This is a genomic window from Blautia sp. AM28-27, from assembly GCF_003480905.1.
Lineage (GTDB): Bacteria > Bacillota > Clostridia > Lachnospirales > Lachnospiraceae > Fusicatenibacter > Fusicatenibacter saccharivorans.
Genome location: NZ_QUJK01000006.1, coordinates 15,603 through 28,762, shown reverse-complemented (window position 1 = coordinate 28,762; position 13,160 = coordinate 15,603). Strand labels below are relative to the sequence as shown.

The following is a 13,160-nucleotide window of genomic DNA, read 5'->3' as shown; positions in this document are numbered from 1 at the left end:
TGGGATACAAAGGAGAGCATTTGCATGGAGAGCAAGAAAAAAATGTTGTTTATTTTTAATCCGTTTTCCGGAAAAGCACAGATTAAAAGTAAACTGTTTGAAATTATCGATGTTTTTGTAAAAGGCGGATATGAAGTCATTGTCCACCCGACGCAGGCAGTCGGAGATGGTTTCGAAAAGACAAAGGAGCTTGCGCCGCAGGTGGATCTCGTTGTCTGCAGCGGGGGCGACGGAACACTGGATGAAGTTGTCAGCGGTCTGATGGAAGTGGATCAGCGCGTTCCGATCGGTTATATTCCGGCCGGAAGCACCAATGACTTTGCAAACAGTCTTTCTATTTCGAAAGATATGGTACAGGCGGCAAAGGATATCATCGAGGGAAACCTGTATTCCTGTGATGTGGGAGCGTTCAACAACGACAGCTTTGTCTACATCGCTGCATTCGGCCTTTTCACGGATGTTTCCTATGAGACAGATCAGCACATGAAAAACATTCTCGGCCATCTGGCATACCTGCTGGAGGGATCCAAACGGATCTGGAATGTGCCGACGTACTGGATTAAAGTCGAGGCAAACGGGGAAACCTTTGAGGAAGAGTATATCTACGGTATGGTGACGAATGCCAAGTCCGTCGGCGGCTTCAAAAACCTGCCGGGACAGGATGTACGCCTGGATGACGGACTCTTCGAGGTAACCCTGATCAAACGCCCGAAAAACCCGCTGGAACTGAATGAGATCATTGCGTCCCTGCTGATGCAGGAGGATCACACAGACCTCATCGATTCGTTCAAGACCGACCGCATCATCATCGAGTCCAACCAGGAGATTTCCTGGACTCTGGACGGCGAATACGGCGGAGATCACGGCTATGTCTGCATCGAAGCGCGCAAACATGCCATGGAACTGGTTCTGAACAATAAGTAGGCACGGCTTTTTGATAAGTTTTTCACAAAAAAGTGCAAAAAAATGGATTTCGCTACGAAAACCATTTGGCATTTGCAGAAAGATGTTGTATAATAAAACCAGTTATGAAAGTAACAAGTATGCCGTAAGCCTGAAAACGGTACACGGCACAATTACAGACACAGGAGGTCATTTGAGCTATGTTAGTATCAGCAAAAGAAATGTTGGACAAAGCAAAAGCTGGCCACTATGCAGTTGGTCAGTTTAACATCAACAACCTGGAGTGGACAAAATCCATCCTTCTTACCGCACAGGAGATGAATTCTCCAGTTATCCTTGGTGTATCTGAGGGTGCAGGAAAATACATGACAGGTTTCAAAACTGTAGCTGCTATGGTAAAAGCTATGATCGAAGAACTGAACATCACTGTTCCGGTTGCTCTGCATCTGGACCACGGAACCTACGAAGGATGCTACAAATGCATCGAAGCAGGTTTCTCATCCATCATGTTTGACGGATCTCATTATCCGATCGAAGAGAACGTTGCAAAAACAAAAGAACTGGTAGCTGTTTGCAAAGAGAAAGGAATGTCTCTGGAAGCAGAAGTTGGTTCTATCGGTGGAGAAGAAGATGGTGTTGTAGGTATGGGCGAATGCGCTGATCCGAACGAGTGCAAGATGATTGCAGACCTCGGTGTAGATATGCTTGCAGCAGGTATCGGCAATATCCACGGTGTATACCCGGCTAACTGGCAGGGACTGAGCTTTGAGACTCTGGCAGCTGTACAGGAGCTGACAGGAACTATGCCGCTCGTTCTTCACGGTGGTACAGGTATCCCGGATGACATGATCAAGAAAGCCATTGACCTTGGCGTTTCCAAAATCAATGTAAATACAGAGTGCCAGCTTGCATTCGCAGCAGCTACACGTAAATACATCGAAGAGGGAAAAGATCAGCAGGGTAAAGGATTCGATCCTCGTAAACTGCTTGCTCCTGGCGCAGAAGCTATCAAAGCTACTGTAAGAGAAAAAATCGAACTGTTCGGTTCTGCAAACAAAGCCTGAGTTTAAGCACGAAAATGCTGTGCAGGATTCCTGGGGGACTTCCCCCTCAGGGTCCGCACAGTATTTTTTTTCGCGAGCAACGAGTCAAAGTCCGTGCTTGTACGAGACCTTGACGACTGCCGCGAAAGCTTTCATCGAATCCGCTAATTTTTTCGCCTGAATTAGGAAAGTTTTGTAAAATAATACGAAAAAGGGACTGAGTTCAAAAAAGCACTTGCGTTTTTGGGGTTTTTGAGTTATTTTAGTATCAGTTGGAAATCAAATCCATATGCGAATGTAAAACAAGGGCGTTCTACAAAAAATATAGCTTTTTTAGCTACCTTTTTGAGAACTCCTTTTTCTTGTATTAGGATCTTTTTAGAATCCGGCGGGAAGGTCGCATCGCAAAATTCACAAATGGAAAGGAAGAAAGAAAATGGGAGAATATGTAAATCCAGCCAAAATTTTTGGCGAAAATGTATTCAATGACACTGTAATGCAGGAACGTCTTCCAAAAAATGTTTACAAGAAGCTGAAAAAGATCATCGAAGAAGGCGGTGAGCTGGATCTTGCTACTGCAGATACGATTGCACATGAGATGAAAGAATGGGCAATTGAAAAAGGAGCAACACACTATACACACTGGTTCCAGCCGCTGACCGGTGCAACTGCAGAAAAGCACGATTCTTTTATCACAGCACCGATGCCGAACGGCAAAGTACTGATGAGCTTCTCCGGTAAAGAGCTGATCAAAGGCGAGCCGGATGCATCTTCTTTCCCGTCCGGTGGACTGCGTGCTACCTTTGAGGCAAGAGGATATACAGCATGGGACTGCACCTCACCGGCTTTCGTTCGTCAGGACGCAGCAGGCGCAACCCTCTGCATTCCGACTGCATTCTGCTCCTACACAGGAGAGGCGCTTGACCAGAAAACACCGCTTCTTCGTTCCATGGAAGCTCTGAATGTACAGTCCCTGCGTCTGTTAAAACTGTTCGGAAACACCACTTCCAAGAAAGTAACTCCTTCCGTAGGACCGGAGCAGGAATACTTCCTGGTAGATGCAGAGAAATTCCTGCAGAGAAAAGACCTGATCTACACCGGACGTACCCTGTTTGGCGCAATGCCTCCAAAAGGACAGGAGATGGACGATCACTATTTCGGAACCATCCGTCAGAGAATTGCTTCCTTTATGAAGGATGTCAACATTGAGCTGTGGAAGATGGGTGTTACAGCAAAGACACAGCACAATGAGGTTGCACCGGCACAGCACGAGCTGGCTTCCATTTATTCCGAGGCAAACGTAGCAGTTGACAACAACCAGCTCGTTATGCAGACTTTAAAGAGAGTTGCATGCCAGCACGGACTGAAATGCCTGCTGCATGAGAAACCGTTCGCAGGTGTCAACGGTTCCGGTAAACACGACAACTGGTCCATCACCACAGATGACGGCATCAACCTTCTTGAGCCGGGCAAAACACCGCACGAGAACATTCAGTTCCTGCTCGTATTAAGCTGCGTTCTGAAAGCCGTTGATGTTCACGCAGATCTGCTTCGTGAGTCCGCAGCCGATCCGGGAAACGATCACAGACTGGGAGCTAACGAGGCGCCGCCAGCTATTATTTCTGTATTCCTTGGAGAGCAGCTGGAGGATGTTGTAGAGCAGCTCATCAGCACCGGAAATGCAACAAAGAGCAAAAAAGAGGGCGTTCTGGAGACTGGTGTTAAGACACTTCCGGATCTCAAGAAAGATGCTACCGACCGTAACAGAACCTCACCGTTCGCCTTCACCGGAAACAAATTCGAGTTCCGTATGGTTGGTTCCCGTGATTCCGTTGCAGCTCCGAACATCGTACTGAACACCATCGTTGCAGAAGCATTCCGCGATGCATGCGATGTACTGGAAGGCGCTGAAAACTTCGAGGACGCTGTCCATGATCTGATCAAGAAGAACTTAAGTGAGCATCAGAGAATCATCTTCAATGGCGACGGATATGCAGATGAGTGGTTAGCTGAGGCAGAGAGAAGAGGACTTCCGAACATCAAATCCATGGTGTACGCAATCCCGGCACTGACCACTGATACCGCAATCAAACTGTTCGGCGATTTCAAAGTATTCACCGAGGCAGAGCTGGTATCCCGTGCAGAAGTTAAATTCGAGAACTATGCAAAGACCATCAACATCGAAGCAAAGACCATGATCGACATGGCAAGCAAACAGATCATCCCGGCAGTCATCAAATATGCGACTTCCCTGGCTGGATCTATCAACACCATCACCGCAGCAGGTGTTACAGCAGTTGGTGTACAGAAGAATCTGCTGAACGAGACAAGTGCACTGCTTGAGGAAACCCAGAAAGCACTCGACGAGCTGATCGCAATCGAGAATGCAGGATGCGAGATGGAAGACGGCGAAGCAAAAGCAAAATACTACTACGAGAAAGTTGCTCCGGCTATGGAGGCACTCCGTGCACCGGTTGACAAACTGGAGATGATCGTAGACAAAGAGATGTGGCCGATGCCGTCCTACGGCGATCTGATGTTTGAGGTTTAACCCTAGTAGACAAGAAGTCTCCCACTTCTAAAGCGGTGGGATGAATTGTTAAAAGAAACACAACGGCAGTGGCGGGCGGAGAGAAATCGGTATCCTCCACTGACATGAGGCAAGTCACAGTCGAACTATTTTCGACATGTCAGACTCCGTGAAAATACCGACTGTGAGTTGAAACAATCCGCAGACGATCCGCTAAATTGTAAAAATTCTGTGAAAACAGGGCAGAAAAAGAGGCTGTTTTTGACAACAGCCTCTTTTTTTAGTATAATGAAGATTAGCTGTTGCCAGAAGAAAAAGGCGGACAGCGCTGCCGGAAGAAACGGCAGGAAAACATGGAGGAAACGCTTCTGGATTTCGAAGGAAAACAGAAGTATACAGAACAATGAATGCAGAACTGGAAATTTTAGGTGTGAAGCTGAAACATTACCGCGTCGATGCGGCAATGGAGATTGCAGAGGAATACCTCTCGAACGATAAGCTGAACACCATCGGGATTGTTACAATGCAGATGCTGATGCAGGCGAGCAAGGAACCGACGTGGAAACAGTATATCGAAGATCTGGATCTGACGGTCATCGGGGAAACCGAGGTGCTGGAGGCAGCAGGAATTGACCCGGAGACGCCGTCCTATGAGGAAGTGGAGACGAACGAGTTCATCGCACGCTTTTTCTGGGGACTGATTCAGAAGAAAAGCCGGATTTTCGTACTGGGCGACACTGAGGAAGAACTGCAGACACTGCAGAAATATCTGACAGAAACGTATCCCGGCATTGAGATCGGAGGCGGTGCTGTTGTCGAGACGCTGGAGGAATCCGCGTTTGACAGCCTGGTCAACGAGATCAACAGCCAGACGACGGACGTGATTGTGAGCGGCCTTGCAGGAACGCGGCAGGATCGTTTCGTTCTGGAAAACAGCAGCAAAATCAGCGCGAAAATCTGGCTGAGCCTTGGCGAACACTCAACACTGCAGAACGAGGCCGGTATAAAAACGAGCTGGTGGGGAACTCTGCTAAAGAAGAATACGTTCAAGTGGATGGTAACAAAATATAACAGCGAAAAGGACGGTTGAAGTTCATGAACTGGATACGGAACAAACAGCAGTGGAGAGATTATCTGCTGATTACGCTGGGAACCGCGGTCATGGCGGTTGCGACCAGCTCGATTTACGACCCGGCGGGGCTTGTTACCGGAGGATTTTCCGGTCTTGCAATCGTCATCAAACAACTGAGCCAGATGCTGTTCGGAAAAGGAGTTCCGCTCTGGGTGACGAACCTTGTGCTGAACATTCCGCTCTTTCTTTTTGGAATCCGCATGAGCCGTGATTTTCTTGTGAAAACCATTTTTGGAACCCTGATGAACACGTTCTGGTTTGCCGTTCTCCCGGTTCTGCAGCTGGTGCCGGATGACAGGATGCTCTCCGCACTTTTTGGCGGCGTTCTGATGGGAGCCGGCATCGGCCTTGTCTTTATCGGAAACGGAACGACGGGCGGAACGGATATGATGGCGGCTCTGATCCAGAGAAAGCTGCGCCACTATTCCGTTGCACAGGTTATGCAGGTGCTTGATGGAATCATCGTCATCGCCGGTATTTTTGTCTTCGGTATCCACGCTTCGCTCTATGCGATCGTGGCAATCTACGTGACGACGAAAATGACGGATGCCCTGATGGAAGGTATGAATTATGCGAAATCCGCGTTTATCATTACCGCGCATCCGGAGCAGGTAGCCGATGAGCTCATGAAAGAACTCGACCGCGGCGCGTCCGGCATCCACATCAAGGGAATGTACACGGGCGAAGAGCGTATGATGGTATTCTGTGTTGTGGGCAAAAAACAGATCCCGCAGCTCAAACAGATCGTAGGAACGATCGATCCGGACGCGTTTGTCGTTGTGTCGGATGCAAGAGAGGTCTTAGGAGAGGGCTTCCAGACGGATTTCTCCTGACCTTTTTACGTATTTTGTGGTATAAATGTTGTGTTTTCTCTTCCTTTTTTGTCTATTTTGTATTAAAATAAGTATATCTGTGAGGTACTTTGCATCAGGCGCAGAACCATAGGGGTGTGGATATGCCTGGCAATGAAAGCGGGTGCAGCCGGAGACAAACTATAGGATGAAAGAGGGAAGAAAATATGATTTCAAATCAGATTTTACAGAGTACCATTGAGGGAATCAAAAATATTTCGCGTGTCGAACTCTGCGTGACTGATGTAGAAGGAAAGGTTCTGGTAACGACGTTTCCGGAGGTTGAGATCAGCCAGAATGATATTGTAACGTTTGCGCAGTCTCAGGCAGATTCCCAGACCATGAAAAATTATCAGTTTTTTAAAGTATACGATGAACACCAGCTGGAGTACATTCTGGTTGTAAAAGGCGGAAACGATGACATTCACCTGATCGGGAAAATGGTTACCTTCCAGATTCAGGGCCTCCTTACCGCCTACAAGGAGCGCTTCGATAAAGACAACTTTATCAAGAATCTGCTGCTCGACAACCTGCTGCTGGTCGACATCTACAACAGGGCGAAGAAGTTACATATTGAAGTGGAAGCACGCCGCCTTGTATTTATTCTTGAGACAAATCCGGATAAAAACAGCGGGGCGCTCGAGAGCGTCAAGAGTCTGCTCGGTACCAAATCCGGTGACTTTATAACTGCAGTTGATGAGAAAAACATCATCATCGTAAAAGAACTTGCTCCAGGTGAGGATTATGCCCAGATGAACAAAGTGGCAGCCACCATTCTGGAAGCAGCAGGAAGAGATGAGGAGGGGAAAACCCACGTTGCTTACGGTACCATTGTCAAGGAGATCAAAGAAGTATCGCGTTCCTACAAAGAAGCCAGAATGGCGATGGACGTCGGAAAAATCTTCTCCGCTGAGAATGATATCTATGCATACAGCTCACTGGGTATCGGCCGTCTGATTTACCAGCTTCCGATCCCACTGTGCAAAATGTTCATCAAAGAGATTTTTGGCAACAAATCGCCGGATGACTTTGATGAAGAGACACTGACAACGATCAATAAATTCTTTGAAAATTCTCTGAATGTCTCGGAAACCTCGAGACAGCTTTATATACACCGAAATACCCTTGTCTATCGGCTGGATAAGCTGCAGAAGAGCACGGGACTCGATCTTAGAGTTTTTGAAGATGCGATCACATTCAAGATTGCGCTTATGGTTGTGCAGTACATGAAATACATGGAAACGCTCGATTATTAAGCGAGAACCCTTGAAGGAGGAATTGCATGATAACATTGGATAGTGTAAGTAAGAGTTACGCGAAAGGCCAGCCGGCCGTCAACAACGTATCCTTACACATCGAGAAGGGGGAATTCGTCTTTATCGTGGGAAACAGCGGTTCTGGAAAATCGACGCTGATCAAGCTCCTTTTGAAAGAACTCGAGCCCACATCCGGTACCATTAAGGTAAACGGACAGATCTTAAATAAAATGAAACGCTGGAGAGTGCCGAAATACCGCCGCGGTGTCGGCGTCGTATTCCAGGATTTCCGCCTTTTAAAAGACCGGAATGTCTATGAAAACGTAGCATTCGCACAGCGTGTCATCGAGAAACCGAACCGCGTCATCAAAAAGCGCGTGCCGGAAGTCCTGACGCTGGTCGGACTGGCAGAGAAATACAAATCCTTCCCGAAGGAGCTTTCCGGAGGAGAGCAGCAGCGAGTTGCCGTGGCAAGAGCCATTGTCAACCGGCCTGACATTCTTCTGGCGGACGAGCCGACCGGAAACCTGGACCCGGGAAACTCCATGGAGATTATGAAGCTCCTGGAGGAAATCAACAACAGAGGAACGACCGTTCTTGTGGTAACCCACAACCGTGAGATCGTCAACTCCATGAAAAAACGCGTTATTACCATGCGAAAAGGCGTGGTAGTCAGCGATGAGAAGGAGGGCGAGTACCATGAGGTTTAGTACACTGGGCTACAGCATCAAACAGGGTGTCAAAAACATCTGGAGAAACAAGATGTTCTCGCTGGCATCCATCGCAACCATGGGAGCCTGTATCTTTCTGTTCGGTATCTTCTTTGCGGTTGTCATCAACTTTAACTACATCGTAAAAAATGCCGAGACAGACGTATCCATGACCGTTTTCTTCAACGAAGATGCGGATCAGGCGACGATCGATGAGATCGGAACGGAGATCAAGGCCAAGACCGATGTGGTCAAGGAATGTAAGTATGTTTCCGCGGATGAGACGTGGGAAAACTTTGCAAAACAGTATTTCGAAGGAAAAGAGGAATACAAGGACGGCTTTAAGCCAAACGACAACCCGCTCGCAACTTCTGCTCACTACGAGGTTTACGTATACCAGGTAGAGACGCAGGATGCACTGGCTGAGTATATCCGCTCGCTGGACGGTGTCCGTGAGGTTAAACAGGCCGAGGGCGCAACAACAACGTTGACGACGATGAACCGTGTCATTGGCTACGTTTCCATCGCGATCATCCTGATTCTTCTTGCCGTATCTGTTTTCCTGATCAGCAATACCGTCACGATCGGTATTTCGGTCCGGAAAGAGGAGATCGGTATCATGAAGCTGATCGGTGCGACGAACCTGTTTGTAAGGGCTCCGTTCCTGATCGAGGGTATCCTGATCGGTCTTGTCGGAGCAGCGATTCCGCTGGGGCTGCTGTACGTTGTATACAACAGAGTCATCAGCTACGTTATGGCGGAGTTCAGCGTACTGTCGAACTTTATGGCATTCATGCCGGTATCGGCCGTCTTCCGGATTCTGCTTCCGGTCGGACTCATTCTCGGTATGGGAATCGGTCTTGTCGGCAGTATCTTTACGATTCGAAAACACTTGAAAGTCTGATAGGATTAGACAATATAATGAAGTAAAAATAAGTCCCGGAATCCGTCAAAAGATTCCGGGATCTTTCGATTGGGAGGCATATTTTGGAAGAACTGATGAAGGAAGAAAAAGAGGGCGTAAAAGCGGCAGAGCAGGAAAAACCGAAAAAGCGCAGAAACAGAAAGAAAAACCGAAAAAATGAGATGCGGAAGAGCTACTTTGCGGGCATGATTTCCATGCTGGCGCTTGTAATGATCGTGCTTGTCGGAACAACGTTTCTTTGGCCGGGAAGCAGTGCGGACCACCCCGGCGGCTTCTGGTCGTGGCGGAAGACGGCGGCGATCAAAGCGATGATCAGCCAGCTTTACGCGGGCGATGTGGATGACACAGAGCTGTCGAATGCGATGTATAAAGGGATGATCAGCGGCCTCGGCGACAAGTATTCTACGTATTACACGAAAGAGGAATACGAAGCGATCAAGACAGCGCAGGAGGGTTACTATCAGGGCATCGGTGTTACGGTGACGCTGGACGGCGATAAGCTGCAGGTCACCGGCGTACAGGACGATACCCCGGCGGCGAAGGCCGGTATTCAGGCGGATGACCGTATTGTGAAGATTGACGGGCAGACACTCGAAGGCTTAAACCTCAACGATGCGGTCGGTCTTCTGAAAAACAGCGAGAACGACACCGTGACGCTTTCCATCGAGCGGGAAGGCGAGGCGGATCTGATTGAAACGGAAGTCAAAAAAGAGAAGCTTGCGGCGATTGTGGCAGACGGTAAAATGCTGGACGACAAGATCGGCTATCTGGCCATCAGCGAGTTTACAGGGCTTACCTCCGAGCAGTTCCAGAAAGTATACCAGTCACTGCAGGATCAGGGCATGGAGCGCCTGATCATCGATCTGCGCGGCAATCCGGGCGGCCTCGTGACGGCAGTCTGTGACACCCTGCGCCAGATCCTGCCGGAGGGACTCATCGTGTATACCGAGGATAAAAATGGAAAACGGGAAGAGTATACCTGCGACGGCGATACCCCGATCTCGATTCCACTCGTCGTGCTGGTCAATGAAAATACGGCAAGTGCGGCAGAAATCTTCACGGGAGCAGTCAAAGATTACGGCATCGGAACGATTGTCGGAACGACGACATTCGGAAAAGGCATTGTCCAGAACACATTCCAGCTCTCCGACGGCAGTGTGGTGAAGCTGACGATTGCCCATTATTACACGCCGCTCGGCAACGACATCCACAAGGTCGGTATCGCGCCGGATGTCGAGGTGGAGCTGCCGGATGACTCGACGAGCGATGTGCAGCTCGAAAAAGCGCTGGAAGTTGTCAAAGGACTGGAAGGTGCGGAATAAAATAAGAATTTTCATAGAAAAGCAGGAAAAAGGTAGGAAAAAAAGCACGAACGTGTTATCTTAGTAGAGGAGCCGAAAACAGATCTTGGCAGGCTCTAAAAGAAAGTGAGGAAAGACAGATGAACTTTACAGAAAGAAGAAAACAGGTTTTTGATAAAATGGACCAGGATTCCGCACTGCTTTTGTTTTCTGGAATCGAGCTGCATGTCAGCGCAGACGAATATCTGCCGTTTGAAGCAAACCGCAACTTTTTCTATCTGACCGGCCTTCGCAGAGATCACATGATCCTGATGATGAAAAAGACCGCAAAAGAGGAGAAATCCATTCTGTTTATCGAGAAAGCGGATCCGAGCCAGGAGAGATGGTTTGGAAGAAAAGTAACCGTATCCGAGGCACAGGAGATTACCGGAATCGACGACGTTCGTTTCCTGGATTCCTTTGAGGGTATGGTAAACCGTCTGATGGCACGCGAGGACATCGGAACCCTGTATTTCGACTGCTACCGCTATCAGTTCGAGGATCTGCCGGACTACAACATGGTAAAGGCAGAGGAGTTCGCAAAGAAATTTCCAGGCAGACCGATTAAAAACATTGCTCCTGTCATCGCAGCACTGCGGATGCAGAAAGATGAGGATGAGATCGCTCTCGTCCGCCAGGCAATCAAGATCACCGACGACGCGCTGAAATTCGTGATGAAGAATCTGAAACCGGGCTGCACCGAGTATCAGGCACAGGCTGATTTCGAGTACAAGATTTTCCACGAGGGAGCAGACGGAACCGCATTCCCGACGATCGCAGGAAGCGGTGCAAACGGAACGATGCTGCACTACGACACCAACCGTGACGTGTGCGAGGATGAAACCCTGCTTCTGATGGACCTCGGAGCAAAATTCCAGGGCTACTGCGCAGATATCACCAGAACGTATCCAGTCAACGGAAAATATACGGACCGTCAGAGACAGGTTTACGACGTTGTTCTGGCAGCAAACCGCGCCGTTGCAAAAGCAGCAAAACCGGGTATGACATTAAAAGAGCTCGACGATATCGCAAAGGATGTTCTCGGCGAGGGCTGTGTGAAACTTGGCCTGATCGAGAAGAAAGAGGATGTCGGAACCTATTACATGCACGGCGTTTCCCATCACCTCGGCATCGATGTACACGATGTGACCGCGGCATGGAACGACAAGCTGCGTCCGGGTGCCATTATTACCGACGAGCCTGGTTTGTATATTGACGAATGGGAAATCGGTATCCGGATTGAGGACGATATTCTGATTACAGAAAACGGCAGCGAGGTTCTCTCTGAAGCCGTGATGCGTGATCCGGATCAGATTGAAGCGTTTATGCAGGAAAAGTAAAAAAATGACATCGGAAGATGCCAAACCGAAACAAAGCCCAAAGAAAAGAGGCGCAAAAAATCCTGAAAATTTTCCGGAAAAGCAGGAAAAGGTCAGGAACAGATGAAAAGGAGAAAACAAGATGAAAATTGCAGTCACATACGATAACGGGAATATTTTCCAGCACTTTGGAAAAACAGAGAACTTTAAAGTTTATGAAGTAGAAGACAATAAAGTGGTTTCCAGCGAAGTGATCGGATCCAACGGAACCGGCCACGGCGCACTGGCAGGCCTTCTTTCCGAGCAGGGCGTGGATGTTCTGATCTGCGGCGGCATCGGCGGCGGTGCACAGGCAGCTCTTGCTGAGGCAGGCGTAGAGCTCTGCTCCGGAGCGGAAGGAGATGTGGATGCAGCGGTGGAAGCTTACTTAAACGGAACGCTCACATCTGCAGGTGCAACCTGCGATCACCACGATCATGAGGAAGGCCATTCCTGCGGCGACCACTGCGGAAGCCATGAGGAAGAGGAGAGCTCCTGCGGCGGTTCCTGCGGAACCTGCGGCGGCGGATGCGGTGCACCGACTCCGGTTATGGAAGGTAAGAATGTCGGAAAAACCTGCCGTACCCACTACAGAGGAACCTTCAACGATGGAACCCAGTTTGATTCTTCCTACGACCGCGGCGAACCGCTCGAGTTCATCTGCGGTGTGGGCCAGATGATCCGCGGCTTCGATGCAGCCGTTGCAGAGATGGAAGTCGGCGAAAAAGTCAACATCCATCTGATGCCGGAGGAGGCTTACGGAATGCCGGATCCGAACGCAATTTTCACCGTTGCGATCGCACAGCTTCCGGGAGCAGAGGAAGTAGAGGTCGGACAGCAGGTTTATCTGCAGAACCAGTACGGCCAGCCGTTCCCGGTAAAAGTTACCGCAAAAGACGAGACCAATATCACGTTTGATGCCAACCATGAGATGGCTGGAAAAGAGCTGAATTTTGAGATTGAGCTGGTTGAAGTGAAATAAAAAAATGCATAAAAAGAGTGTCAGGGCGAAGGAGCCAGGCACTCTTTTTTGATGCGCAGAAAAATCAACGATTCCCATTTCCGATTTCCGTTATTTTTTGTAAAAGTAAACAAAAAATGACCAAAATTCA

General features: G+C 48.8%; 11 protein-coding genes. All 11 read left to right on the top strand.

Annotated elements, in window-relative coordinates; translation table 11 throughout:
- Positions 1-24 precede the first annotated feature (24 nt).
- A complete protein-coding gene (locus tag DW743_RS10005; protein ID WP_117761416.1) occupies positions 25-924 on the top strand; it encodes a diacylglycerol/lipid kinase family protein in 900 nt (299 codons plus the stop codon).
- A 179-nt stretch (positions 925-1,103) separates the two neighbouring features.
- Entirely contained in the window at positions 1,104-1,967 is an 864-nt protein-coding gene (fba, locus tag DW743_RS10000; RefSeq protein WP_022461579.1) for a class II fructose-1,6-bisphosphate aldolase, read from the top strand.
- 415 nt (positions 1,968-2,382) lie between these two features.
- Positions 2,383-4,497, top strand: coding sequence for a glutamine synthetase III family protein (locus DW743_RS09995; RefSeq protein WP_117761415.1), 2,115 nt, complete (start codon positions 2,383-2,385; stop codon positions 4,495-4,497).
- A 382-nt stretch (positions 4,498-4,879) separates the two neighbouring features.
- A complete protein-coding gene (locus DW743_RS09990) occupies positions 4,880-5,566 on the top strand; it encodes a WecB/TagA/CpsF family glycosyltransferase (RefSeq protein ID WP_117761414.1) in 687 nt (228 codons plus the stop codon).
- Between the two features lie 5 nt (positions 5,567-5,571).
- Positions 5,572-6,441: a YitT family protein gene (locus DW743_RS09985; RefSeq protein WP_117761413.1), complete on the top strand. Its 870-nt coding sequence runs from the start codon at positions 5,572-5,574 to the stop codon at positions 6,439-6,441.
- A 185-nt stretch (positions 6,442-6,626) separates the two neighbouring features.
- Entirely contained in the window at positions 6,627-7,715 is a 1,089-nt protein-coding gene (locus DW743_RS09980) for a PucR family transcriptional regulator (protein WP_117510479.1), read from the top strand.
- A gap of 26 nt (positions 7,716-7,741) precedes the next feature.
- Positions 7,742-8,425 carry a cell division ATP-binding protein FtsE gene (gene ftsE, locus DW743_RS09975; protein WP_022461638.1) on the top strand — a complete coding sequence of 228 codons (684 nt, stop codon included), beginning with the start codon at positions 7,742-7,744 and terminating at the stop codon, positions 8,423-8,425.
- Positions 8,415-9,329, top strand: a complete 915-nt coding sequence (gene ftsX, locus DW743_RS09970; protein ID WP_117761412.1) for a permease-like cell division protein FtsX — start codon at positions 8,415-8,417, stop codon at positions 9,327-9,329. The genes ftsE and ftsX overlap by 11 nt, the downstream gene beginning before the upstream one ends.
- Positions 9,330-9,412: 83 nt before the next feature.
- Entirely contained in the window at positions 9,413-10,672 is a 1,260-nt protein-coding gene (locus DW743_RS09965) for a S41 family peptidase (RefSeq protein WP_117761411.1), read from the top strand.
- Between the two features lie 119 nt (positions 10,673-10,791).
- Positions 10,792-12,030 (top strand): aminopeptidase P N-terminal domain-containing protein, encoded by a 1,239-nt coding sequence (locus tag DW743_RS09960; protein ID WP_117761410.1) that lies wholly within the window; start codon positions 10,792-10,794, stop codon positions 12,028-12,030.
- 121 nt (positions 12,031-12,151) lie between these two features.
- Positions 12,152-13,030 carry a NifB/NifX family molybdenum-iron cluster-binding protein gene (locus DW743_RS09955; protein ID WP_055227718.1) on the top strand — a complete coding sequence of 293 codons (879 nt, stop codon included), beginning with the start codon at positions 12,152-12,154 and terminating at the stop codon, positions 13,028-13,030.
- Positions 13,031-13,160: the final 130 nt, after the last annotated feature.